20 protein-coding genes and 3 riboswitches are annotated in these 24,630 nt (G+C 70.1%); of the genes, 13 read left to right on the top strand and 7 right to left on the bottom strand.

Annotated features, from left to right (window positions below):
* Positions 1-156: 156 nt before the first annotated feature.
* Positions 157-1,452: a 23S rRNA (adenine(2503)-C(2))-methyltransferase RlmN gene (rlmN, locus tag IMT31_RS07465; protein ID WP_413544385.1), complete on the top strand. Its 1,296-nt coding sequence runs from the start codon at positions 157-159 to the stop codon at positions 1,450-1,452.
* Positions 1,453-1,533: 81 nt separating this feature from the next.
* On the opposite strand, the gene aroQ is transcribed toward rlmN, so the two are convergent.
* Positions 1,534-1,992, bottom strand: coding sequence for a type II 3-dehydroquinate dehydratase (gene aroQ, locus IMT31_RS07460; protein WP_413544294.1), 459 nt, complete (start codon positions 1,990-1,992; stop codon positions 1,534-1,536).
* Between the two features lie 11 nt (positions 1,993-2,003).
* On the bottom strand, positions 2,004-3,419 hold the full coding sequence (locus tag IMT31_RS07455; protein ID WP_345354188.1) for an MFS transporter: 1,416 nt from the start codon (positions 3,417-3,419) through the stop codon (positions 2,004-2,006).
* Positions 3,420-3,633: 214 nt separating this feature from the next.
* On the opposite strand from IMT31_RS07455, the gene IMT31_RS07450 reads away from it, so the two are divergent.
* From IMT31_RS07450 to IMT31_RS07430, 5 genes are all read left to right on the top strand, one after another.
* On the top strand, positions 3,634-4,404 hold the full coding sequence (locus IMT31_RS07450; RefSeq protein ID WP_413544293.1) for an IclR family transcriptional regulator: 771 nt from the start codon (positions 3,634-3,636) through the stop codon (positions 4,402-4,404).
* Between the two features lie 91 nt (positions 4,405-4,495).
* On the top strand, positions 4,496-5,416 hold the full coding sequence (locus tag IMT31_RS07445) for a sugar phosphate isomerase/epimerase family protein (RefSeq protein WP_413544292.1): 921 nt from the start codon (positions 4,496-4,498) through the stop codon (positions 5,414-5,416).
* Positions 5,413-7,302: an FAD-dependent oxidoreductase gene (locus IMT31_RS07440; RefSeq protein ID WP_413544291.1), complete on the top strand. Its 1,890-nt coding sequence runs from the start codon at positions 5,413-5,415 to the stop codon at positions 7,300-7,302. Before IMT31_RS07445 ends, IMT31_RS07440 begins: the two co-directional genes overlap by 4 nt.
* Entirely contained in the window at positions 7,299-8,186 is an 888-nt protein-coding gene (locus IMT31_RS07435) for a shikimate dehydrogenase (protein ID WP_345354196.1), read from the top strand. The genes IMT31_RS07440 and IMT31_RS07435 overlap by 4 nt, the downstream gene beginning before the upstream one ends.
* Positions 8,187-8,207: 21 nt before the next feature.
* Positions 8,208-10,097 carry a bifunctional sugar phosphate isomerase/epimerase/4-hydroxyphenylpyruvate dioxygenase family protein gene (locus IMT31_RS07430; RefSeq protein WP_345354198.1) on the top strand — a complete coding sequence of 630 codons (1,890 nt, stop codon included), beginning with the start codon at positions 8,208-8,210 and terminating at the stop codon, positions 10,095-10,097.
* Between the two features lie 99 nt (positions 10,098-10,196).
* Here IMT31_RS07430 and IMT31_RS07425 read toward each other — a convergent pair whose 3' ends face one another.
* Positions 10,197-11,714, bottom strand: coding sequence for a DHA2 family efflux MFS transporter permease subunit (locus IMT31_RS07425; protein ID WP_345354200.1), 1,518 nt, complete (start codon positions 11,712-11,714; stop codon positions 10,197-10,199).
* Positions 11,715-11,871: 157 nt separating this feature from the next.
* On the opposite strand from IMT31_RS07425, the gene IMT31_RS07420 reads away from it, so the two are divergent.
* The 6 genes from IMT31_RS07420 to IMT31_RS07395 all read left to right on the top strand — a co-directional run bounded on the left by IMT31_RS07420 (position 11,872) and on the right by IMT31_RS07395 (position 18,934).
* On the top strand, positions 11,872-12,234 hold the full coding sequence (locus IMT31_RS07420; protein WP_413544290.1) for a hypothetical protein: 363 nt from the start codon (positions 11,872-11,874) through the stop codon (positions 12,232-12,234).
* 113 nt (positions 12,235-12,347) lie between these two features.
* Positions 12,348-13,235, top strand: coding sequence for a siderophore-interacting protein (locus IMT31_RS07415; protein WP_413544289.1), 888 nt, complete (start codon positions 12,348-12,350; stop codon positions 13,233-13,235).
* A 105-nt stretch (positions 13,236-13,340) separates the two neighbouring features.
* Positions 13,341-13,439, top strand: a riboswitch (SAM riboswitch).
* Positions 13,440-13,548: 109 nt separating this feature from the next.
* Positions 13,549-14,943, top strand: coding sequence for an acyl-CoA dehydrogenase family protein (locus IMT31_RS07410; RefSeq protein ID WP_413544288.1), 1,395 nt, complete (start codon positions 13,549-13,551; stop codon positions 14,941-14,943).
* Positions 14,940-16,328 (top strand): MFS transporter, encoded by a 1,389-nt coding sequence (locus IMT31_RS07405; protein WP_345354208.1) that lies wholly within the window; start codon positions 14,940-14,942, stop codon positions 16,326-16,328. Before IMT31_RS07410 ends, IMT31_RS07405 begins: the two co-directional genes overlap by 4 nt.
* Positions 16,325-17,710, top strand: coding sequence for an LLM class flavin-dependent oxidoreductase (locus IMT31_RS07400; RefSeq protein ID WP_413544287.1), 1,386 nt, complete (start codon positions 16,325-16,327; stop codon positions 17,708-17,710). The genes IMT31_RS07405 and IMT31_RS07400 overlap by 4 nt, the downstream gene beginning before the upstream one ends.
* A 147-nt stretch (positions 17,711-17,857) precedes the next feature.
* Complete coding sequence (locus IMT31_RS07395; protein WP_413544286.1) at positions 17,858-18,934, top strand: siderophore-interacting protein; 1,077 nt, start codon at positions 17,858-17,860, stop codon at positions 18,932-18,934.
* A 285-nt stretch (positions 18,935-19,219) separates the two neighbouring features.
* Here the strand turns inward: IMT31_RS07395 and IMT31_RS07390 are convergent, their stop codons facing one another.
* The 3 genes from IMT31_RS07390 to IMT31_RS07380 all read right to left on the bottom strand — a co-directional run bounded on the left by IMT31_RS07390 (position 19,220) and on the right by IMT31_RS07380 (position 22,421).
* Positions 19,220-19,723: a hypothetical protein gene (locus IMT31_RS07390; protein WP_345354214.1), complete on the bottom strand. Its 504-nt coding sequence runs from the start codon at positions 19,721-19,723 to the stop codon at positions 19,220-19,222.
* Positions 19,724-19,811: 88 nt separating this feature from the next.
* Positions 19,812-21,920, bottom strand: a complete 2,109-nt coding sequence (locus IMT31_RS07385; protein ID WP_413544285.1) for an AMP-binding protein — start codon at positions 21,918-21,920, stop codon at positions 19,812-19,814.
* A 12-nt stretch (positions 21,921-21,932) separates the two neighbouring features.
* Positions 21,933-22,053, bottom strand: a riboswitch (SAM riboswitch).
* 32 nt (positions 22,054-22,085) lie between these two features.
* Entirely contained in the window at positions 22,086-22,421 is a 336-nt protein-coding gene (locus IMT31_RS07380; RefSeq protein WP_413544284.1) for a hypothetical protein, read from the bottom strand.
* 164 nt (positions 22,422-22,585) lie between these two features.
* Here IMT31_RS07380 and IMT31_RS07375 point away from each other — a divergent pair, with 164 nt between their 5' ends.
* A complete protein-coding gene (locus IMT31_RS07375; protein WP_413544283.1) occupies positions 22,586-23,683 on the top strand; it encodes an NAD(P)-dependent alcohol dehydrogenase in 1,098 nt (365 codons plus the stop codon).
* On the opposite strand, the gene IMT31_RS07370 is transcribed toward IMT31_RS07375, so the two are convergent.
* A complete protein-coding gene (locus tag IMT31_RS07370) occupies positions 23,680-24,420 on the bottom strand; it encodes a GNAT family N-acetyltransferase (protein WP_413544282.1) in 741 nt (246 codons plus the stop codon). The genes IMT31_RS07375 and IMT31_RS07370 overlap by 4 nt on opposite strands.
* A 116-nt stretch (positions 24,421-24,536) precedes the next feature.
* Positions 24,537-24,630: riboswitch (SAM riboswitch) on the top strand.

Genomic DNA, 24,630 nt, shown 5'->3' with positions numbered 1-24,630 from the left:
CGCCCTGCCGACGCCCACCTGGAGCATGCTCGGGACGGAAAGCTCAAGCTCAACCGTCCGAAGCGGGGGCTGATCGACGAGACCGAGGCGCAGCAGATCGCCGAGGACCGGGCCCGGCTGCAGAGTCAGGGCATCGGCGGGCCGCTGGACGGCCGCATGCTCTCCAATCCCGACGCCGCTGACGAGAGCCGCCCGCAGGTCCGCCCGAAGGCGGAGGGCTGGACCCAGCCGACCGCGGAGGACGGCCGGCCGCTCCTGCAGTTCAAGCAGCCCCGCGTGGCACAGCCCAAGACCCACCTGGCGGACCTGACGCTGTCCGAGCGCGAGGCGAAGGTCAAGGAGCTGGGGCTGCCCGGCTTCCGCGCCAAGCAGCTCTCCACCCACTACTTCACGCACTTCACCTCGGACCCGGAGAAGATGACGGACCTGCCCGCCGGGCAGCGGGACCAGTTGGTGGACCAGATGATGCCGCCCCTGCTGACCGAGGTCCGCCGGCTCACCACGGACAACGGGGACACCGTCAAGTTCCTGTGGCGCCTCTTCGACGGGGCGCTCGTGGAGTCCGTGCTCATGCGCTACCCCGGGCGGGTCACCCTGTGCGTGTCCAGCCAGGCCGGCTGCGGCATGAATTGCCCGTTCTGTGCCACGGGCCAGAACGGGTTGACCCGCAACATGTCCACCGCGGAGATCGTGGAACAGGTGGTCCGCGCCAACGAGGTCATCGCCTCCGGCGGCCTGGGCGGACTGCGCAAGGACGGCGGGCACAACGCCGAGCGCGTCACCAACATCGTGTTCATGGGCATGGGCGAGCCGCTGGCCAACTACAGGCGCGTGATCGCCTCCCTCCGCCGCATGGTGGACCCGGCGCCGGAGGGTCTGGGGATGTCCGCCCGGCACATCACCGTCTCCACGGTGGGGCTCGTCCCCGCCATCAACAGGCTGGCCGCGGAGGGCATCCCGGTCACCTTCGCCCTGTCCCTGCACGCCCCGGACGACGAGCTGCGGGACGAGCTGATCCCCGTGAACTCGCGGTGGAAGGCGGACGAGGCGATCGACGCCGCCTACAACTACTACGTGCAGACCGGCCGGCGGGTGTCCATCGAGTACGCGCTGATCAAGGACATGAACGATCACGCCTGGCGGGCGGACCTGCTGGCCAAGAAGCTCAACGCCCGCGGCCGCGGCTGGGTGCATGTGAACCCCATCCCGCTGAACCCGACCCCCGGATCCATCTGGACCTCCTCCGAGCCGGACGTGACGGACGAGTTCATCGACCGGTTGAACGCGGCCGGAATCCCCACCACCCTGCGGGACACCCGGGGCAAGGAGATCGACGGTGCCTGCGGCCAGCTCGCCGCCGAGGGTGATGACGAGGAGACCGCTGACGGTTCCGTGACCCCGAAGGGCTCCGGCCGGGGCGGGACCTCGGAGTCCATCGACCTGCGCGCCTGAGCTCCGGGAACGACGACGGCCGGCGCCTTCCAGCGGAAGGCACCGGCCGTCGTCGTACTCTGGGGCCGAGGGCCCCGGTCTCTAGGCCTGGTCGGTCTGGACCAGCCGGGCCATGTGCTCGAGGGCGAGCCGGTAGCCGTGGGTCCCGGCGCCGGCGATGACCGCCTCGGCCACCTTGGAGACGTAGGAGTGGTGGCGGAACTCCTCCCGCCGGTGGATGTTGGTGATGTGGACCTCGATCACCGGCAGGTCCGCGGCCAGCAGTGCGTCCATGATGGCGATCGACGTGGTGGTGTAGCCGGCCGGGTTCAGGATGATCCCACTGCCGGACCCACGGGCCTCCTGAATCCAGTCGACGAGGGTTCCCTCGTGGTTCGACTGGCGGAAGTCCACCGCCAGGCCGAGGCCCGTGGCGGTCTCCTCGCAGAGGGCCTGCACGTCCGCCAGCGTGGCGGTGCCGTACTTCTCCGGCTCACGCTGGCCGAGGAGGTTCAGGTTCGGCCCGTTGAGCACGAAGACGGGGAGCGCATTCTGGGTCATGGTGCCTCAGACTATCGCGTGGCCGGGGACTTGGAGCCGTGGTGCAACCCGGCCTCGATCTCCGCGTCCGAGACGGGATTGCCGAGTTCGGCCAGTGGGGTCTTGTACGTCTCCCGCGTGGTCAGGGCCACGATGGTCGCCAGGATGGTGGCGCCGGAGACCAGCCAGGCGGCCGGACCCCAATTCTCATAGTTGGCACCCACCAGGGCGGAGGCGATCATCGGCGTGAAGCCGGAGACCAGGATGCCGACCTGAAGGCCCACGGCAACACCGGAGTAGCGGACCTTGACGTTGAACAGTTCGGAGAACCAGGCCGGGTAGACGGCATTGGAGAGCGCGTAGGTCACGCCGAGGATGATGGTGGAGGCCACGAACACCAGGGCGATGTTGCCGGTGGCGATGGCGTTGAAGTAGACCCAGATCATCACGGCGGTGGTGGCGGTGCCGGCGATGAAGGTCGGCTTGCGGCCGATCCGGTCCGAGAGGTAGGCCGAGGCCGGCGTGGTGAAGATGGCCACGATGTTGCCGACGATGGTCACCCACAGCATGGTGGAGGAGTCGATCCCCACCTGGGTGGCGTAGGACAGGCCGAACGCCTGCATCAGGGTGTTGGTCACGACCTGTAGGGACAGGATGGAGATCTGCACGAACTGCACCGGGTGGGTGCGGAGCATGACCAGGAAGGGGGCCTTCTCCTGCTCGCCGGCGTCCTTGGTCTCCTGGAAGTCCTCGGGCTCCTGGAGGCTGCGGCGGACGAACCATGCCACTCCGAGCACGAGGATGGAGGCGAGGAAGGGCAGGCGCCAGCCCCAGCTGAGCATGGCCTCCTCATCCATGGCGGTGATGGGCAGGAAGGCCAGAGACGCCAGCACGATGCCGGCGGCGATCCCGGAGATGGAGAAGGACGGGAAGAACCCGCGCAACCCCACGGGGGCCTCCTCGGTGCTCAGGGCGGAGGCGCCGGCGATCTCCGCTCCGGCGGAGAGGCCCTGGGCCAGGCGGAGCACCACGAGCAGGATCGGGGCCCAGAGGCCGATCTGCTGGTACGTGGGGAGCACGCCGATGAGGAAGGTGGCCACGCCCATCAGCAGCAGCGTGGCCAACAGGATGGCCTTGCGGCCGATCCGGTCGCCGAGGTGCCCGAAGAAGACGGCACCGAAGGGGCGGGCCACGTAGGCCACGCCCAGGGTTCCGAACGAGGCCACCAGGGTCAGGGCGTCGCTGCCGGTGTCCGGGAAGAAGATGTGGGGGAAGATCAGCGAGGCCGCCGTGGCATAGACGAAGAAGTCGTAGTACTCCAGGGCCCCGCCGAGGAAGGCTGACCAACCCGCGCGCTTGGCACGGTCCATGCGGTACTTCTGGTCCTCGGGGGACAGGGCGTCCAGCTGACCGCTGGTATCACGGCGTGCCGTGTGGGTGGTGCTCATGGTTGCTCCCATGTAGGGGACGGTTCTTCGGCCGCGCCGGGTGGGGTCCGCACGCTCCTGCTCTTGGGCGGGGCAGGGCCCGGTGTTCCCGGTGGCCTGCGTGACTTCCTGCTGTGAACGGGGTCACGCGACTGTCTCAGAAGACTGCCTTCCGAAGGGGGCGACTCCAAAAGATGGCCCATTGAATGGGTTGGTGGGGTCTAGGCTGGGCGACATGGCGAACTCGAACTCCGGAGAATCGGTGATCACCCGGGTGGCCCGGATCCTGGACAGCTTCGATGCGGACCACCCAGAGCTCTCGGCCGCCCAGCTCTCCGCGCGGACCGGGCTGTCCGCCTCCACGGCCCACCGCCTGGCCTCGGACATGTCCGAGGCCGGCCTGCTGTTCCGGACCGGTCGTGGACGGTTCCGGATCGGCCTGGCCCTCTGGGAGGCAGGGCAGCGAGGTTCCCGGTTCCAGGCGCTGTCCCAATTGGCGCTGCCCTTCATGGAGGCCATCCACGTCACCCTGAAGCACAACGTCAGCCTGTCCATCCTGGACGAGCCCGCTGGGGAGATCGTCTACCTGGAGCGCCTCACCCATCGGGGCGCCCGGGAGGACCTCACCCAGGTGGCCCTGCGTCAGCCGGTCCTTGCGGCCTCACCCGGGCAGGTGATGCTGGCGTTCTCGCCGCCGGACGTGCGAGAGCGGATCCTGGCGATGCCCTGGGACGCCAGCACGCTGCAGTCCGGGATGACGGAGGGGCATCTGAGGCGGCGCCTGGCCCAGGCCCGGACAGACGGCTACGTGCACCTGCCGGGTGTGCTGGTGGGCTCCTTGGCCGGGCTGGCCGCGCCGGTACAGGACGCCCATGGTGCGGTGGTGGGGGCCCTGGCCATCGTCCAGACCCTGGCGGACGTGAACCTCAGGGTCCAGGTGCCGGTGCTGCTCTCCGCGGCGCGCGGGCTGTCCGGCATGGTCGGCAGCAGTCTGCCGAGGGCATGAGGCGTCCGCGTCCTGTGATCCGCTTCACCACATATTCCATTCAATGGGCCGCTGTGTGACGTTCCGGGTGTGAACGGGCTTACATGGGACCATGCCTACCGCCACCGGACGCCTGCTCGGCGTGGCCCAACTCTCCCTGCTCTCTGCCGCCCCACCCCGGCTGGTCCAGCTGGCGGCGGACGCCGGATTCGACTTCGTGGGGGTCCGGGTGCGTCCCGTGACGGACGCTGAGACGCCCTTCGACGTCCAGCCGGGCTCGCCCCTGCTGGCGGAGACCCTGGCCCGCATGGCGGACACCGGCGTGATGGTCCGGGACATCGAGTTCCTGCTCCTGGACGGAACGGACCAGCGTGATGCCTGGCTGCGGATGTTCGAGGCGGGGCAGGCCCTCGGGGCAGAATCGCTGACCGTGGCGTGCGGGGACCCGGACCTGTCCCGGGCGCGGGACACCCTGGCCCAGATGGCCGAGGACGGACGGCCCTTCGGCATCAGCCCGGGACTGGAGGCGATCAGCTACCAGAGCGTCCGCTCCATCCCGGTGGCGGACGAACTCGCCGTGCAGGCGGGCTGCGACCTCGTGGTGGACACCCTGCATACGGGCCGGTTCGGGGCCAGCGCCGCCGAGCTCGCCGCCGCGGCCAGCCGGGCTCCCATGGTCCAACTCTGTGACGCCCCGGCAGAGCGCCCCGCATCCCGGGAGGCCCTGATGACGGAGTCCCGCTCGGCGAGGCTGGCCCCCGGCGAGGGCGGGCTGGACCTGCTCGGGGTGGTGGACGCCCTGGAGGCCGGCCTGGCCGGCACCCCGCGCGCCGGGACCCAGCTCCCCGTCTCCCTCGAGGTCCCCAACGATGAGGCGGTGGCCCGACTCGGGGACGCCGGCTGGCTCGGGCACCTGCACTCATCGGCGGTGAGCCTGCTGGAGCGCGAGGCCCTGCCGGGCAGCTCGGCGGGGTCCTCCGGGGGCGCCGCCGCAGCCACTGCCGAGACCAGCACAGAAGAGAGGACCCGATGACCAGCAGCACGCAGCAGGACCCCCTGACGGAAGGCGAGGCCCTGGACCTCGGTGTCCCCGTGGTGGACACGGACGTCCTGATCGCCGGCTCCGGAGCCGGCGGGCTGGCGGCCGCCGTGACCGCGGCGTATCACGGCCTGGACGTGATGGTGGCGGAGAAGGCCCCCGTCTGCGGTGGGGCCACGAGCTGGTCCGGCGGCTGGGCCTGGACCCCCGGCACCGCCCTGGCCCGCGCCGAGGGCGTGGACGAGGACCGTGAGCAGTTCCGCAGCTACCTGCGCGCCGTCCTGGGGGACCGCTACACGCCGGCGGCGGGGGAGAAGATCGACGCCTTCCTCGAGGCCGTGCCCCACATGGTCGGCTTCTTCCATGACCGGACGTCCCTGCAGTTCGTCACCGGGGCGAAGATCAATGACATCTACGGGGACCTCCCGGGCGCCGGCACCGGCAACCGTTCCGTGGGGCCGGCCCCGGTGCACGCCCGGGAGTTCGGTGCCGCCCTGCTGAAGAAGATGCGCCGCCAGTACTACCCGACCTCCTTCTTCGGCATGGGCATCATGGCCGGCCAGGACCTGTCCACCTTCCTCAAGGCCTCGCAGTTCAAGCCCGAGGGGTGGGTCCACTCCGTCAAGCGCGTGGTCCCGCACCTGCTGGACATGGTCACGCGCGGCCGGTCCATGCACCTGGTCAACGGCACCGCCCTGACCGGCCGGCTCATGAAGTCCGCGGATGACCTGGGGGTGGACATCCGGGTCAACGCTCCGGTGCAGCGCCTCGTGCGCTCGGCCGAGGGGCGGATCTGCGGCGCGATCGTGGGCGGGCCGCGCGGCGGCCGGTACGTTCGCGCGCGGCGCGGGGTGGTCCTGGCCACGGGTGGCTTCCCGAACGACGTCGGCCGGCGCCGGGACCTGTTCCCCAAGACCCCGACGGGCAACGAGCACTGGACCCTGGCCCCGGAGGAGGCCTCGGGCGACGGGCTGGACCTGGCGCTGGGCGCCGGCGGGGTGTTCGATGCGGACATGGAGTCCCCGGCGGCCTGGTGCCCCGTCTCCCTGGTCCCCTACCCGGGCAACCGGCACGGGGTGTTCCCGCACATCATGGACCGCGCCAAGCCGGGATCGATCGGCGTGCGCCGGGACGGCACGCGCTTCGTCAACGAGGCCAACGGCTACTACGACTATGTCAGCGGACTGATCTCGGCCACGGGCGAGAACGAGGCGGTGGAGTCCTGGCAGATCGCTGACTCCACCGCGATCCGGCGCTACTCCCTGGGGTTCGCCAAGCCGATCCCGTTGCCGCTGACCCCCTACCTGAAGACCGGGTACCTGGTGCAGGGGGACACGGTCGCGGAGCTGGCGCAGAAGTGCGGGATCGATCCGGCAGGGCTGGAGAGGACCGTTCGGGAGTTCAACGAGAACGCCCGGCGTGGCGAGGACCCGGAGTTCGGCCGCGGGGCCACCGCGTTCAACCGCTTCGGCGGGGACCCCGAGGTGGGTCCGAACCCCTCGCTGGCACCGTTGGAGAAGGGCCCGTTCTACGCCGTGCACGTCCGCCCCGGCTCCTTCGGGACCTTCGCCGGGATCGCCGCGGACACCCGAGGGCGAGTGACGGATGCCGAGGGCATGCCGATCGAGGGGCTCTACACCGCCGGCAACGACCACGCCTCCATCATGCGCGGGCACTACCCGGCCGGCGGCATCAACCTGGGCCCGGCCCTGACCTTCGGCTACATCGCCGGCCGGCACCTGGCCGGAGTGAACACCTACGAGGACGACGGCTCGGTGGACGCCGGCACCCGGACGGACGCGGCCACCCAGACCGACACAGTCACCCAGACGGACACAGCACACGCCCCGGAGCGGGGCACGGAGGGAACCAGCGCATGAGCCACGTGGACGAGTCCTATCTGGTGGGCCTGATCGGGGACGGGATCACCGCATCACTGAGCCCGCCCATGCACGAGCAGGAGGCACGCGAGCACGGTCTGCTCTACCTCTACCGTCCCGTGGACACCGCCGCCCTCGGCCTGCGGGACGAGGAGGCGCAGGCGGCCGCGCCGCGGTTGCTGGCGGCAGGCCGTGAGCTCGGCTTCAACGCCTTCAACATCACCCACCCGTTCAAGCAGACCATCATGGAGCACCTCGACGAGGTGGACGAGGACGCCCGCAACCTCGGCGCGGTGAACACCGTGGTGTTCCGGGACGGGCGCTCGGTGGGCTACAACACCGACTTCTCCGGGTACATCACCGGTCTGCAGACCACCATGGCCGAGCCGGACCTCAGCCAGGTGGTGCAGTTGGGTGCCGGCGGCGCCGGCTCCGCCATCGCCTACGCCCTGCTGAGGGCCGGAGCCCGCCGGCTGACCCTGATGGACCTGGACCTGGACCGCGCCACGGCGCGCGCGGCCGCGCTCCAGGACCAGTTCCCGGACCAGACCGTGGCAGCCCGTCCGCACGCCGAGCTGCAGGAGGCACTGGTCACGGCCACCGGGCTGGCCCACTGCACCCCCGTGGGCATGAACGGCCACCCCGGGATGCCCGTCGAGGCCGCGTGGTTGCGCCCGGAGATGTGGGTGTCCGAGGTGGTGTACCTGCCCGTGGAGACCGAACTGGTGGTGGCGGCCCGGGCAGCCGGCTGTGCCGTGGTGGACGGTGGGCGCATGGCGGTGGGCCAGGCCCTGGACGCCTTCGGGCTGATCACCGGCCGGCAGGCTGACCCGGAGCGGGTGCGCCGGCACTTCCTGGACCTCGTGGCCCGGAATCAGGGCTGAGAACGGACGTAGGCTGGTCTCATGAGTCAGATCTCCTCCACGGGCCCCGCCCGCATGCAGAAGACCTCGATCGCCACGGTGTGCCTGGCCGGCACGCTGGAGGAGAAGATGCGGGCGGCGGCAGAGGCCGGCTTCCACGGGATCGAGGTGTTCGAGCCTGACCTGGTGGCCTCGCCGCTCTCCCCGGAACAGGTGCGGGACCTGGCCGAGGAACTGGGACTGACCCTGGACCTCTACCAGCCCTTCCGGGACCTCGAGGGGGTCCCCGAGGAGCAGTTCCAGCAGAACCTGCGCCGGCTCGAGGCCAAGTTCCAGCTGATGCAGCGCCTCGGCGTGGACCTGATCCTGCTGTGCTCCAACGTCGGCACCGCCACGAACTGGGAGGACCCGGTGGCGGTGGAGCAGTTGCGCCGGGCTGCCGATCTCGCCGCCGAATACGACGTCCGGATCGCCTACGAGGCCCTGGCCTGGGGCCGGTTCGTCAACACCTACGAGCACTCGTGGTCCCTGGTTCAGCAGGCGGACCGGCCCAACCTCGGGCTCTGCCTGGACTCCTTCCACATCCTCTCCCGCCGCGGAGACGTCACCGGCTTCCGGGACATCCCGGGGGAGAAGGTGTTCTTTGTGCAGATGGCCGATGCCCCGCTGCTGCTGATGGACGTGCTGTCCTGGTCCCGTCACCACCGCAACTTCCCCGGGGAGGGCGGCTTCGACCTGGTCACCTTCATGCGGGAGCTCTACGCCACCGGGTACACCGGCCCCGTGTCCCTGGAGGTCTTCTCGGACGTGTACCGCCAGACCGAGTCGGTCCGCACCGCCCGTGAGGCCATGCGGTCCCTGCAGTGGCTCGATGACGCCCAGTCCGGGGACGTCCCCGCCCGCCCCACCGGCTGGGACTTCGCCGAGGTCCGCGCCGCCGAGCCGGCCGACCTGGTCGAGGTGCTGACGCAGCTGGGCTTCGCGGACCGGGGGCGCCACCGGACCAAGGATGTGCACCTGTTCGCCGCCGGGGACGCCCGGGTGGTCACCAATGACCGCGCGGAGGCCCCCCTGGAGCACGCGGGGGGCTCGGTCATCGCCTCCGTGGGACTGCAGGTGCCGGACCCCCGCAGCACCGCCGAGCACGCGAGGGACCTGCACTTCCCGAAGGCCTGGCGGGCCAATCGCGCGGACGAGATGGTGTTGCGCGGCGTCCAGGCTCCGGATGGGACCGAGGTCTTCCTGGCCCCGAGCACCGCGGCCGCCCCACAGTGGGTGGGGGAGTACGGATCACGAGCCGAGGGTGAGACCGCCGGTGACGATTTGATCCTCGGGATCGACCACGTGAACCTGGCTCAGCCGTGGCAGTGGTTCGAGGAGGGCGTGCTGTTCTACCGCTCGCTGTTCGGGCTCGAGGCGCAGGTGAGCAATGACGTGGCCTCGCCGCAGGGGCTCGTGCGCTCCGAGGTGATGCGGACGCCGGATGGCGCCGTGCGCATCCCGCTGAACCTGATCCCGCACGGGCTGGACCCCGGACGCTCGGCGGAACCACGGTCCCTCAGCGGCCACGTGGACCATGACGAGCTGCGGCTGAAGGCGGCCTACCCCCAGCATGTGGCGTTCCTGTCCTCGGACGCGGTCGAGGTGGCGCGGCGGGCCCGCGGACGCGGTCTGCGGATGCTGCCGGTGCCCTCCAACTACTACGAGGACCTGGCCGCCCGGTTCAACCTGGACGAGGGCTTCCTGGCCGAGTTGCGGGAGAACGACGTCATGTATGACCGGGACGAGGGCGGGGAGTTCCTGCACTTCTACACCCGGACCGTGGGCACCGTGTTCTTCGAGGTGGTGGAGCGCCGCGGTGGCTATGAGGGCTATGGTGCCGGCTCCGCGCCCGTCCGGTTGGCCGCCCAGTACGATCTCGACCGCCAATAGCCCCACCCCGATGCAACTAGAGGTCGAAAGCGGCCCGTCTACTCGCGAGTAACCGCTGAGAACGGGCCGCTTTCGACCTCCAGATGGGGGTGGGTGGGGTCAGTGGACGGGGGCCTCGTCCGGAGTCCGCTCACCGGAGAGCACGTCCGGCTCCTCGTCGGCGGGGATGGACTTCACGAAGAACGAGCCCGCGAACGCCACGAGGGAGATCACGGCGCCCCAGACCATGGCGTTGTGGATGCCCGTCATCAGGGCCGCCACGGGCTCGGCGCCGCTGTCCGCGCCGGCGAGGGTCGCCGTCGTCATCACCGTGATGAAGACCGCGGTGCCGGCCGCGCCCGCCACCTGCTGAAGGGTGGACAGGATGGCCGAGCCGTGGGAGTACAGGCGGCGGGGCAGGGAGCCGAGGGCGGACGTCATGAGCGGGGAGAACATGAAGGACAGCCCGCCGTTGAGGAGCATGTGCCAGGCGATCACCGTGGACTGGGTGCTCTCCGCGGTTAGGGTGGTCATGCCCCACAGGGCCGTGGCCACCACGGCGGTCCCGGGCACCACGAGCGGGCGGGCACCGAAGCGGTCGAAGAGCCGTCCGACGATCAGGCCCATGACCCCCATCAGCAGGCCACCGGGCAGCAGCGTCAGGCCGGTGTGCATGGCGTCCAGGCCCAGCACGGACTGGAGGTAGATCGGCAGGACGATCAGAGTGCCGAACATGCCCATCATCCCGGTGCACATCATGACCAGTGAGATGGTGAAGGTGGGGGTGCCGAAGGCCCGGACATCCAACAGGGCGTGGTCCCGCAGGCCGAGCTGACGCCACGTGAACACCGCCAGGGACAGCACGCCCACGGCCAGCGGGATCCACGGGGCCACCAGTGCGTTGCCCTCCGCGGCAGAGCCGATGCTGCTCAGGCCGAAGACCAGGCCGGCGAAGCCGAGGGCCGCCAGGATCACGGAGAGCACGTCCAGGGGCAGGTCACGGGTCTCAGTGACGTTGCGGATCATGGTGGCGCCGAGGACCAGGGCGATCGCGGCGATCGGCAGCATGATCCAGAACATCCAGCGCCAGTCCAGGGCATCGAGGATGACGCCGCCGAGGGTGGGGCCGGTGGCCGGGGCCACCGCGATGACGATGGAGATCACGCCCATGGTCCGGCCGCGCCGGTGGGCGGGCACCACGTTGAGCACCGTGGTGAACAGCAGCGGCATCATGATGGCCGTGCCGACGGCCTGGACCACTCGGCCGGCCACGAGCACCAGGAACGTTGGAGCGAGGGCGGCCAGCAGCGTTCCGAGCAGGAAGCTGGTCATGGCGATCATGAACACCGTGCGCAACGGCAGCCGGGTCAGGAGATACCCGCTGATCGGGATCACGGCGGCCATGGTCAGCATGAAGGCCGTGGTGATCCACTGTGCTGTGGAGGCGCTGATGGCGAAATCGTCCATCAGCTCGGGCAGGGCCACGGACATGACGGTCTCGTTCAGGATCACCACGAAGGCGGCGATCACGAGCAGGGCGATGACCCGGGTGCCGCCGGCGGGAACGGCCGGTTCGGCAGTCTTCCGGGTGGTTTCGCCGGATGTGGCGGTGGGGCTTTCGGCGGCCGATGCAGGCACGGCGTTCCTCTCTGACAAGCAAGCGGGAGCCGGTGGGCTCCGGTAGTCCAACCTCGTACAGTGTGCCCGTATTCCCCGGTGACCGCCGCATCCGATCCTGCGTGGGTGCCGAGGCATTCGTCACGGTGGCTGCCGGGCCGGTGCTAGCCTCTGCCGCATGACGCTACCCGGGGACTGGATCGAGCACCGACGCGAGGACGGCGAGTGCGTCGGATGGATGGTGCCCGACGGCGGCCGGTTCCGTCCCCGGGACATCCTCGGCCGCCCGGTGGGCGGGCCGGTGGACTGGCTCGAGGCAGAGGAGGCCCTTGAGGAACGGGGCCTCGCCTTCCTGGCGGGGCGGCACGTGTTGCGGCTGCCCGACGGCCGTGAACGGCCCGTGCGGATCAGTCAGGTCGGTCCGGAAGGCCTTGAGGTGGTGGCGGATGAGTTCGGTGCCGCCTCGGCGGTGGGCGCCGGTGCCGAGACCTTCCGGCTGCCGTTCCCGGCGCCGGAGGAGTTGATCCTGGACGGGGAGTGATCCGCTCGGCGTCATGCGGGCGTCACGCGAAGGCCCAGACATGTGCATTCCGGTATCGGTTCGTGCCTTAATGGCCGGAAGGGCTTGACGATGCCGAACTAGGAAGTGATGTCATGACGACCAACCCCTCCACCACGCGGACCGGTGCCGCGGCAGCAGGACAGGGGGCCGTACGCCCGCCGCGCCGGCCCAAGCCGCCGGTGCTGCTGGAGGTGGTGGCCACGAGGCGGCTCAGCCCGCACATGGTCCGGGTGACCCTCGGCGGAGAGGGCTTCTCCGACTACCAGGACAAGGACGCCACGGACAAGTACATCAAGCTGATGTTCGCGGACCCGGCACTGGGCCTGGAGATGCCCTATGACATGGAGAAGCTGCGCGAGACCCTGCCGCCAGAGCGGATGCCCGTCCGCCGGACCTACACCGTGCGCTCCGTGGACCCGGAGGCAGGCACGCTGGACGTGGACTTCGTGGTGCACGGCGAGGACGGTCTCGCGGGGCCGTGGGCGGCCAACGCGCAGCCGGGTGACCTGGTGACCTTCGGGGGGCCCGGCGGGATGTTCCTCCCGGACTCTGTTGCCGACTGGCACCTCTTGGCAGGGGATGAATCGGCGATCCCGGCGATCTCCTCGGCCCTGGAGGCGATGCCGGTGGATGCCTCCGGACTGGTCATCCTGGAGGTCGCCGGCCCGGAGGACGAGATCCCGTTGACCGCGCCGGAGGGCTTCGAGGTGCGGTGGCTGCACCGCGGGGGCCCCTTCAGCCCCGAGTCCACCAGGTTGGCCCATGCGATCATCGAGACCCCCTGGCGTGAGGGGGTCGTCCAGGTCTTCGCCCATGGCGAGAGGGAGATGGTCAAGGACCTGCGCCGGTACCTCGCGGACGTCCGTGGGGTGAATCGGAAGCAGATGTCCCTGTCCGCCTACTGGGCCTACGGGCGGGCCGAGGAGGCCTTCCAGGCGGAGAAGACGGAGCCGATCGGACAGATCTTCCCCGAGGCCTGACCGTTCTGGCACTGGCACTGGCACTGGCAGGGGCCGGGACGCACATTTCCTCCCGTGACGCGATCTGCGTCACGGCCGGTCGCATGCTCCGCTACGGTGGGACGGTAACCATCCAGAGCGGCTGAGAGACCTGGCTCCGTGACGCCGCAGCAACCCGTGGGGATTCCGTCCCGTGCCGGGTGCTACCGCCAGGACCGATGGAGATCCACGGTCTGCGGCACGTCCGCGTCGCTCGATCCCGGGAGGTACCGGCCACTGGCCGGTCGGAGCCCAGGCCATGGGGATCCTTCGGTGTGACCGAGAGGACCGCCGAATGAGTACGATCACCAGCACCGTGTCCCCGCACCCCGTGACGGGCAAGACGGTCAGGCCCGGTGTCAACCTCGCCGCGGACCTTCCCCGTGACTATGCGGGACTCCGCGCGCACTTCCAGCCACTGTTCGAGCAGATCGCCGCGGGGTCCGTGGATCGGGAGCTGGAGCGAGACCTGCCCTTCGAGGCCGTCCGCTCCCTGGACGAGGCCGGCTTCGGCACCCTGCGGGTCCCGGCGGACCACGGCGGGCCCGAGGTGTCCCTGGTGGACTTCTTCCGGCTGCTCATGGACCTGGCCGAGGCGGACTCGAACGTCGCCCACATCTACCGGTCCCACTATGGCTTCCTCGAGGCCCTGCGCTTCCAGCCCCGGCAGATCCAGGAGGCCTGGTACCCGCGGGTGCTGGCCGGGGCCACCGTGGGCAACGCCTCCACCGAGAAGGGCGGCAATGCCCTGGGCGCCCTCAACACCACGCTGACCGAGACCGGTGACAGTGCTGACGGCGGGGGCCGTGTGGAGCTCAACGGGACCAAGTTCTACGCCACGGGCTCCATCTACTCGGACTACACGCGCGTCTCCGCGGCACGGGTGGGGCCGGACGGTGCGGCCCTGGAGGGGCGTCAGTTCGCCGTGGCGGCCACCGACGCGGAGGGCGTCACTCTGGAGGACGACTGGGACGGCTTCGGACAGAAGCTCACCGGCACCGGCACCGCGGTCTTCTCCCGGGTCCCCCTCGCCCCGAACGCCGTGATGGACCGGGTCCCCGGCTCCGCGGAGGCCGTGCATGAGGCGGCCTTCTTCCAGCTCGTGCTGCTGGCCGTGCTGGCCGGGATCGCCCGAGCCTCCCGCCGGGACACGGCCGCGGTCATCCGCAGCCGCAAGCGCACCTTCAACACCGGTTCGGGCCTGACCTTCAGCCAGGACCCGATCATTCAGGAGGCCGCGGGCCGCATCGCCGCGAAGGCCTTCACCGCCGAGGCCACGGTGGTGCACGCGGCCCGCTCCCTGGACGAGGGCGTCGCCGCGGCAGTGGCCTCCGGCGCAGACCGCCCCGACTTCTCCGGGACGCTGCCGGCAGAACTGTACGGCGCCGAGGTGGCGGTGGAGCACGCCATGATCACCGTCCCGGAGCTCGGCATAGGTGCCGCGCAGGACCTGTTCCTGACGGTCGGTGCCTCCGCCACGTCCACCTCCAAGGCACTGGACCGGCACTGGCGCAACGCCCAGACGGTGGCCACCCACAACCCCATCGCCTTCCGCGCGCGATCCCTGGGGGACTACTGGATCAACGGCACCCTGCCCGAGGGGCTGAACGCCATCGGCGATGCCAAGAACGCGGAGAGTACCGAGAGTACCGAGAGCAACGAGACCGCGAAGGGGGCGTCGCAGCGATGACCCAGACCACCACCCCCGCCCGGCCACGGAACGTGGTCCACGGCAAGAAGCGTGTCCTGGCCTCGGCCTTCGCCGGCACCACGATCGAGTGGTACGACTTCTACCTCTACGGCACGGCTGCGGCCCTGATCTTCAACGTCCAGTTCTTTCCGATGGCCACCGAGCTCGGCGGGATCGTGGCCTCCTTCGCCACCCTCGCCGTCGGGGTGATCGCCCGGCCGGTCGGAGGGATCATCGCCGGCCACCTGGGGGACCGGATCGGCCGCAAGTCCATGTTGGTGGCGTCCCTGTTGCTGATGGGGATCGCCTCCACTCTGATCGGCCTGCTGCCGACCTTCGACTCCATCGGATGGTGGGCCGTGGCCGGACTCGTGACCCTGCGCATCCTGCAGGGCATCTCCGCCGGGGCCGAGTGGGGAGGGTCCGCGCTGCTGAGTGTGGAGCACTCCCCGGCGCGCCACCGCGGCTTCTTCGGTTCCTTCACCCAGATCGGCTCCTCCGCCGGCATGCTGCTGGCCACCGGGGCGTTCTTCCTGGTGCAGAACGCCCTGACCGCCGAACAGTTCGCCGAGTTCGGCTGGCGGATCCCGTTCCTGCTCTCGGCCCTGCTGGTGGCGGTGGGTCTGTGGATCCGGCTCGGGGTCTCGGACGCCCCGGAGTTCCTGGAGCACCAGGCCTCCGGCAACGTGGAGAAGGCACCGCTGAAGGTCCTGCTGACCGACCATCGACGGCCCCTGCTGGTCACCATCGGCCTGCGCCTGGCCCAGAACGCCATCTACTACCTGATCACCGTGTACATGCTGACTTTCCTGCGGGACGAGCGGGGGGACTCCACCTCCGGCGTCACCGCCGTCATGATCGCCTCGGCCATCGGTCTGGCCTCCACCCCGTTCTGGGGCTGGCTGTCCGATCGGGTCGGCCGCCGCCGCGTGTCCGTGACCGGCTACGCGGCGATCGGGGTGTTCGGGTGGGTCTTCTTCGCCTTCCTCGACGTCGGCCCGCTGGGCCTGTTGCCCCTCGTGGTGATCCTGGGCATCAACCTCATCCACGATGCCGTCTACGGACCGCAGGCCGCCTGGTTCGCCGAACAGTTCCCCGTGCACGTGCGCTACTCCGGCGTCAGCCTGGGCTACCAGGTCGGCACGGTGCTCGGCGGCGGGCTGATGCCGATGATCGCTGCCCTGCTGTTCGCCGCCGGCGGGGACAGCCCGTGGCTGATCACCGGCTACCTCACGGTCCTGGCGGCGCTCTCCGTGATCGCCGGCCTGGCCGCGAAGGACCCCGCCCGGGACCGGCGCGGAGTGGAACTGACCGATCTGCACACCGCACCGGCCGACCCGGTGGAGGACCCCCGTTCCGAGAGCCCTGTGAGGACCACCGTATGAGCCACCCGACGAGCCGGCCGATGCTGCTCAATGCCTTCGACATGATGGTGCCGGTGCACCAGTCACCCGGACTCTGGCGCCACCCCGCGTCCGGCGTGACCGGCTTCGACACCCTGTCGTACTGGACGGAGTTGGCCCGGACCCTGGAGCGCGGAGGCTTCGCCTCACTGTTCCTGGCGGACATCCCGGGGATCTATGACGTCCACGGCGGTTCTACGGACGCCAGCCTGCGCGGCGGTGTGCAGGTGCCCCTGCTGGACCCCCTCGTGGTGGTGCCGGCCATGGCTGCCGTCACGGAGCGCCTGGGGTTCGGCGTCACGGCCTCGGTGACCTATGAGTCGCCTTACCTGCTGGCCCGGACCTTCGCCACCCTGGACCACTTCACCGGCGGGCGGATCGCCTGGAACGTGGTGACCTCCTACCAGGACTCGGCCGCCCGAAACCTCGGCATGGAGCAGCAGATCCCGCATGACGAGCGCTATGACCGGGCCGATGAGTACATGGAGGTCATGTACAAGCTCTTCGAGTCCTCCTTCGAGGACGGCGCCGTGGTGGCGGACGCCGAACGCGGGGTCTTCGTGGACCCGGAGCGGGTGCACCCGGTGGGGCACCGCGGCCGGTACTTCTCCGTGCCGGACCAGGCCCTGACCCACCCCGGGCCGCAGGGCACCCCGTTCCTGTTCCAGGCCGGGGCCTCCAAGCGCGGCCAGCAGTTCGCGGTGGACCATGCCGAGGCGATCTTCTTCATCGGCAACACCACCGGACTGGTGCGTTCCTGGGTGGACGGTGTCCGGGACGGGCTCGAGGCCAGTGGCCGGTCCCGGGACGCGATCAAGGTCTTCACCATGGCCACCGTGGTGGTGGCAGAGACTGACGAGGAGGCCCAGGCGCGGCTGGAGGGCTACCGCGAGTACGTGGACATCGACGGTGCGTTGGCACTGTTCGGTGGCTGGACGGGCGTGGACCTCTCCGGGCACGATCCGGACGCGCCGTTGGAGTACATCCAGACCGAGGCCAACCAGTCCGCCCTGGCCGCCTTCACCAAGCTGTCCCCGGACACCACCTGGACCGTGCGGGCGCTGGCCGAGTTCATCGCGATCGGTGGGCGTGGGCCGGTGATCGCCGGTTCCCCGCAGACCGTGGTGGACGAGCTCGTGGCCTGGCAGGAGGCCACGGACGTGGACGGCTTCAACATCTCCGCCGCGGTCCGTCCCGCAGACCTGGAGCGGTTCACCGATCTGGTGTCCCCGGAGCTGCGCCGCCGGGGGCTGCTGCCGGAGGAACCCGCCGGGCCGGACGGCGCGGGAACCCTGCGTGAGCGGCTGCTGGGCCGCGGGCCGCAGCTGGCCCCGGACCACCGGGGGGCCTCCTTCCGCCGGTGAGCCGGCGCAAGGAGTCCGGTTCCTCAGGCGGCGACGAGTGGCCGGCCTGCTACGGCACCCCGGCCACGTGGCGGTGGCACTATCGGCGCCACCGCTCAGAGCCGTACGCTGAAGTGGAGGCACGGATCCGTGCCACCGGAAGGACCCATGGGACGCAAACACCACCTGAGCACGCCCGCCACGGATGAGGCCTACGAGCGGTACCGCGCGGCCCGGGATCGGTATGACGTGGCCAAGTACGAGTACAAGGCGGCGAAGTATGCCCTGAAGGCGGCCCGGATGCGCGGGCAGGCGGGCCAGGAGGAGCGCGAGCCCCGCCGCGGTCACCCCGGGCACTCCCAAGACCGGCACGGCCGTCAGGATCAGCACGATGATCACCACGGGCACGGCGCGCTGGGACCGGTGGAGACCCGTGACTCGATGGCCCGCTCGATGGAACGCGGCAAGCGCCAGCAGGTGGTGCTCCAGGTGGTGGCCACCGAGCGGCTCGGTGAGCACTTCCAGCGGTTGACCCTCGGGGGCCCGGGGTTCGCGGACTTCCGGGACCACCACTTCACGGACAAGTATGTGAAGATCCTCTTCGTGGACCCGGCCCTGGGACTGGAACCGCCCTATGACGTGCAGGCCCTGCGCAAGGACCTGCCGAAACACCAGCGCCCGGTCCGCCGCACCTACACGGTGCACTCGGTGGACGCAGAGGCTCAGACGCTGGTGATCGACTTCGTGTTGCACGGTGACTCCGGCGTGGCCGGACCGTGGGCAGCGCAGGCCGTGGTGGGGGACAAGGTGGCCTTCGCCGGGCCCGGTGGCAAGTACGCCCCGGATGCCTCGGCGGACGCCCACCTGCTGGTCGGGGACGAATCGTCCCTGCCCGCCATCTCCGCAGCGCTGGCAGACCTCGCGGCGAGGGCCCCGGCCGCCGCGGGGAAGGCCTTCATCGAGGTGGGCGGCCCGGGCGAGGAGTGGGAGCTGGCCGGGCCCTCCGGCGTGACCATCCACTGGCTGCATCGCGGCGGGGAGTACACGCCGCAGAACACGCACCTGGCGACCACCGTGGAGTCGATCCGGGCCGAGGAGTGGCCTGCAGGCCGCGTGCAGGCCTTCGTCCACGGGGAGAAGACCATGGTCAAGCGCCTGCGCCGCCACCTCACCGAGGACCGCGGCGTGGACCGGCGGATGCTCTCCCTGTCCTCCTACTGGACCTATGGCACGGCAGACGACTGACGCCCACCGACGCGAGTCCAGACGTCGGAGATTCGTTCCGGTGACAGAACCGGTCCGTGCGCTCGAGGCTGAAAAGGCTCCGGACCCTGCGGCGTGGGAGGCCGATCTGCGGGCGGGCCATGAAACCTTGGCCCCGGATGAGCCGACCGACCCCTTCCAGCAGGCGGGCCGGTGAGCGTTCCGGCCGTGACGACCGCGCCGTGGCTGATCACCATGCCGCACTACTGGGACAAACAGGGCTCGTGCGGCAGGGACGTGGTGCCTGCTCATGGACGGGCATGCATATCAGCGGCGGGCCGCCAGGATCGGCTCCAGCCGGTGGAGGCCGATCAGTTGGAGAATCACGGGGTACGCGTGCAGGAGGAGGCCGGGGACCAGGATCAGCAGGGCAGCCGGCACTCCCGCAGTGACCAGAGCGGTCACGGCGAAGACCAGGTGCAGGATGAGGCCCCAGGAGTGCCCGGCGGCCGAGGCTCGGAGTGACCGCGCGTAGTCGACGGCGTCGGACGGACTTTGGAGGGGCTGGCGCATCCTCAGAATCAGTGCGTTCCAGCCGATCAGGCTGAGGAAGCGGTTGAACCATCCGGCGCCCAACCGATGGAACACCGTGAGGGCCCGGTCGGGGACGGCAGACCACCGGTGGGGGAGTGCGCGGGCCAGTGCGTCACCGACGAACGGGGCAGACCCCAGCGACACCAAGGCGACGCACAGTGCGAAGGCCGGATCGCCCGCCCCGATCTCCGTGGCGAGCCAGGCGAGTGCGGCGAGTCCCAGGGGGATGAACAGCATTCCGACGATGTCTGGGTCTCCTCAGTCCTGAAACGGCACAGTGGCCTTGTGCCGTGTGACCCGCGCCTCCGGCGTGGACCGGGGCAGGTCAGTGGCGCGCGGCCATGACCTCGGCGATCTGGCCCACGCAGGGCTCGTTCTGCAGGGACGTGGTGTCCCCCAGGGCGGTGCCCTCGTAGAGCTGCGTGAGCAGGCGGCGCATGATCTTGCCCGAGCGGGTCTTGGGCACATCCGGCACGAAGACCACGTCACGCGGCTTGGCCACGGGGCCGATCACGGTGCCCACGTGTTGACGGAGTGCTTCACCCGACTCCTCACCCACGCCCTCCCGGGCCACCACGAAGGCGACGGCGGCGTGCCCGGTCTTGGCGTCCGGCACCGGGCACACCCCGGCCTCCACCACGCCCGGGTGGGAGACGAGCGCGGACTCGATCTCGATGGTGGACAGGCGGTGGCCGGAGATGTTGATGACGTCATCGATGCGGCCGAGGATCCACAGGTCTGAATCCTCGTCATACTTCCCCCCGTCCCCGGCCAGGAACCAGCCCTGCTCGGCGTAGTCCTTCCAATAGGACGTGAAGTAGCGCCGCGGGTTGCCCCACACGGTGCGGGCCATGGCCGGCCCGGTGCGGGTCACCACCACCTTGCCCTGGAGGCCCGTGGCCACGCGCTCGCCGGTCTCGTCCACCACGGCCACGTCCACCCCGGGCAGCGGGCGGGAGCCGCAGCCGGGCTTGAACCGTGCGTCGGTCTGCCGCGGGGAGAGGATGGTCGCCCCGGTCTCGGACTGCCACCAGGTGTCCACCATCGGCACGCCCACGGAACCGTCACGCGGAACCCTCGCGCCGGCGTCGCGGGTCTCGGCCTGCAGCCGTGCGTCCAGCGCGTCCAGCCGGTTCCGGCCGATCTGGGTGCGCGCCCAGGTCCAGGCCTCCGGGTTCACGGCCTCGCCCACGGTGCCGACCAGGCGGATGCTGCTCAGGTCATACTCCGCGGGGATCCCATCGGGGAACCAGCCCATGAGGGATCGCACGAGCGTGGGCGCCGTGTAGTAGCTCGTCACGCCGTAGCGCTCGATCACCTCGAAGTGCCGGCCCGGGTGCGGGGCGTTCGGCACGCCCTCATAGATGACCTGGGTGACCCCGTTGGAGAGCGGTCCGTAGATCTCGTAGGTGTGCGCGGTGACCCAGGCGAGGTCCGCGGTGCACCAGTGCACGTCCCGCTCGCGGGCCTGTACGTCCGGGTTGGAGAACAGGTAGTCGTGGGACCAGGACGCCTGCGTCAGGTATCCGCCTGAGGTGTGCACCAGTCCCTTGGGCTGGCCCGTGGTGCCGGAGGTGTACATGATGAAGAGCTCGGTCTCGGCGCCGAAGGCCTCGGGAGTGTGCGTGTCCGGCTGGCGGTCCACGATCTCGTGCCACCAGACGTCCCGCCCCTCGGTCCACTCGACGTCCGTGTGCCCGGTGCGGTTGAGCACCAGCACGTGCTCGATGTTGTTCTCGCCGGCGACGGCGGCGTCCGCGTTGGCCTTGACCGGCACGGCCTTGCCGCGGCGGAATTGGCCCTCGGAGGTGACCAGCAGCTTGGCCCCGGTGTCCTCCACCCGGAACCTCAGCGCCTCGGCGGAGAAGCCGCCGAACACGAGCGAGTGCACGGCGCCGATCCGCGCGCAGGCCAGCGTGATGACCACGGTCTCCACCAGCACCGGCAGGTAGACGACCACGCGGTCACCCTTGCCGATGCCCAGCTCGATCAGTGCGTTCGCGGCCTGGCTGACCTCGCGCTGCAGCTGCGCGTAGGTGACGGCGCGGCGGTCGCCCGGCTCTCCCTCGAAGTACAGCGCCACCTTGTCCCCGCGTCCGGCGGCCACGTGCCGGTCCACGCAGTTCGCCGCCACATTGAGCCTTCCGCCCTCGAACCAGCGGATCTCCGGGCCGCGCTCCGCAAGCGGGTCCGGGTCTGTCCACGAGTGGGTGGTGTGCCACTCGGTGTCCCAGTCGAGGCGGCGCGCGGCGGCGTCCCAGAAGGCCAGGCGCTCCTGCTCGCTGACGGGTTCGCCGTCACCGAGCCCGCCGTGCAACAGCTGGGCGGGGCGGCCCGGGTGCACGCTGGGATCGGCGGAATCGACGACGCCGGCCGGCAGCGGAGCGGGCAGGGCGGCGGCCTGGGCGGTGGTGGCGTTCGGGGCAACAGACAAGACAGAACCTTCTTTCCATCGAATCTGGCGGTAGCACCTGGTGGCCGACGTGGCGCCCTCAGAAGGGGCCGGTACGGACCACGGGTTGCTGCGGCGTCACGGAGCCAGATCTCTCAGCCGCTCGGGATGGTCGATTCCACTGTAGGCCGGACCCCGCCCGCGGGTCTAAACGAGTGACAGTGTGCGACGCCTGCGGACCCGAAGGTGGTGGTGGGTGTTGGCGATGAACAGGGGGACGAAGGCCGCCACCATCAGGAGGACAGGCCACATTCCCCCGGTCTCGGACCCGATCCTGACCATCAGGAGGAGCATGACGATCCCCACCGCCCGGTACGCGTAGACCATGCGCGGAAAGTTCTCCGGGCGGCCCCAGAACTGCGGAATCTCCCGGTGGGGGTTCGCGGTGATCAGCCGCCGGATGGAGAGGAACAGAAACGTGGTTCCGCCCATCCACAGTGCGGCACCTCCCCACCAGGTCGGGGAGAAGAGTTCAGGGTCCATGGGGCCAGTCCAGCACACCCTGGGGGCCGCTCACCACCCATCCCTCGGAGCGGTCGCCCTGACACCGTGCAGGGGGCCTGGAGGAGGACGTCTTCCATGGAAAAGGTTTAGTGTTGAACGAGTTGGTTCGATGAGGCATCGACCGGTGCCGGAGAGGAATGACCATGAGGACACGCGCAGCTGTTGCCACCGCACCCCAGACCGATCTCGAGATCCGCGAGGTGGAGCTGGACGCCCCGCGCTCGGACGAACTCCAGGTGAAGGTGGTCGCCTCCGGCGTCTGCCACACCGATGCGATCATCCGCGACCAGTGGTACCCCGTCCCGTTGCCCACCGTGCTCGGTCACGAGGGTGCCGGGATCGTCGAGGCCGTGGGCGCTGACGTCGAGGGCTTCGCGGTGGGGGACAAAGTGGTCCTCGGCCCGGCCTACTGCGGGCGGTGCGAGCAGTGCCTGGACGGGCACCCCATGTTCTGCGTGAACTTCTATGACCGCAACTTCGGTGGCGGGCGGGCCGACGGCACGAAGTCCTTCTCGGACGGCGACGGCGAGATCGGCTCCCACTTCTTCGGGCAGTCCTCCTTCGCCGAGTACACCAACGTGGTGGCCAGCGGTGCCGTCAAGGTCCCGGACACTGCTCCACTGGAGCTGCTCGGACCCCTGGGCTGCGGCATCATGACCGGCTCCGGCGCGGTGCTGAATGTCCTGCAGCCCCAGCCCGGCTCCTCCGTGGCCATCTTCGGCACGGGTGCCGTGGGCATGGCCGGCATGCTGGCCGCCAAGGCCGCCGGCGTCACCACGATCATCATGGTGGACATCGTCCCCGAGCGGCTCGAGTTCGCCCGGGAGCTGGGCGCCACCCACGCCATCAACTCCAAGGACACCGATCCGGTGGAGGCCATCCGAGAGATCACCGGCGGAGGCGTTCACTACGCCCTGGACACCACGGGCGTGCCACCGGTCTTCGCCCAGATGACCAAGTCGCTGGCCACTCGGGGCCACGGCGTCCTGGTGGGTGCCGCCAAGCTGGGGACGGAGGCTCCGTTCGACATCGGGACCCTGCTGCTCAGCGGCATCAAGATCAGCATGGTGGTGGAGGGGGACGCAGTGCCCCAGGAGTTCATCCCACGGTTGATCAACCTGCATGCGGACGGCAAGTTCCCCTTCGACCGGCTGACCAAGACGTATCCGTTCGAGGACATCAATCAGGCCTTCGCCGATTCCTCGAACGGCACCACGTTGAAGCCGATCGTCGTGTACTAAGACGATGCCGTGGGTCCCCCGGCGGGACCCACGGCAACGGGGGCAGACTCCAGATCCTCCACCCTGAGCAGCCGCGTCCCCTTCGGGTGACCGGCTGCCTCCAGGGCCGCGGCCACGTGCACGGGGTCTGTCCCGGTCAGCATCACCCTGAGCGCCTCGGCCAGCCCGGCCTCCGGCAGCAGCCGGCCGCCGCCCACGGAGCGGGCCGGTGGAGCCAGGGCGAGCAGCAGCATGCCGTAGACGGGCTCCTGGTCTTCCGCCACCGGTGGCTGGACGTACGGCACCTCCAGGATGCGACCGCCCAGGCGGCCGTAGAACCGCAAGCGCGCTGCCGGGTCCCCGTGGACAGCATGGACCGGATGGTGCGCGGGGTGTTCCACCTCGGCCAGCACCACGGAGACCTCCGTCTCGGCCGCGATCCCCTTGAGCAGGGAGGTCAGCAGCCGCGATCCGATGCCCCGGCCGCGTTGGTCGGCGCGCGTGGCGAAGTACGCCAGCAACACGGCCGGCGAGTCGGCGAACGAGTCGGTCACGGCGATCGCCACGGGTTGCCGGGGATCCCCGATCACGCGGACCGTGCTCGTTCCCGCCGCCACGGACTCCACCAGCTCCTCCACGGCGATGAGTTCACTGACCGGGAAGTTCGGGACCAACATGCTCTGGTACAGCTCTGCCACGGTGACGGGATCGCTCACCGGTGTGCCGGCGTCGGGTCCGGGGCTTTCAGGGGTGTTCACGGTCGGCCTCCTTGCGCGCGAGGCTCCAGCCTAGGGCGGATCGTCCAGAGCCGTGGGGTGGTGCCGCGGATGCCGCATTTGACAGGAGGCCCGCCCACCCGGCTTGATGGAGGGGACCACCATCCAGAGCGGCTGAGAGATCTGGCTCGATGACGCCGCAGCAACCCGCCCGTCCAGGGGCCAGGGTGCTACCGCCAGCACCGATGGAGT

Source organism: Citricoccus nitrophenolicus, assembly GCF_047305825.1.
Taxonomy (GTDB): domain Bacteria; phylum Actinomycetota; class Actinomycetes; order Actinomycetales; family Micrococcaceae; genus Citricoccus; species Citricoccus nitrophenolicus.
The sequence above is the reverse complement of the archived record's forward strand: the minus strand, read 5'-3'. Positions and strand labels throughout refer to the sequence as shown.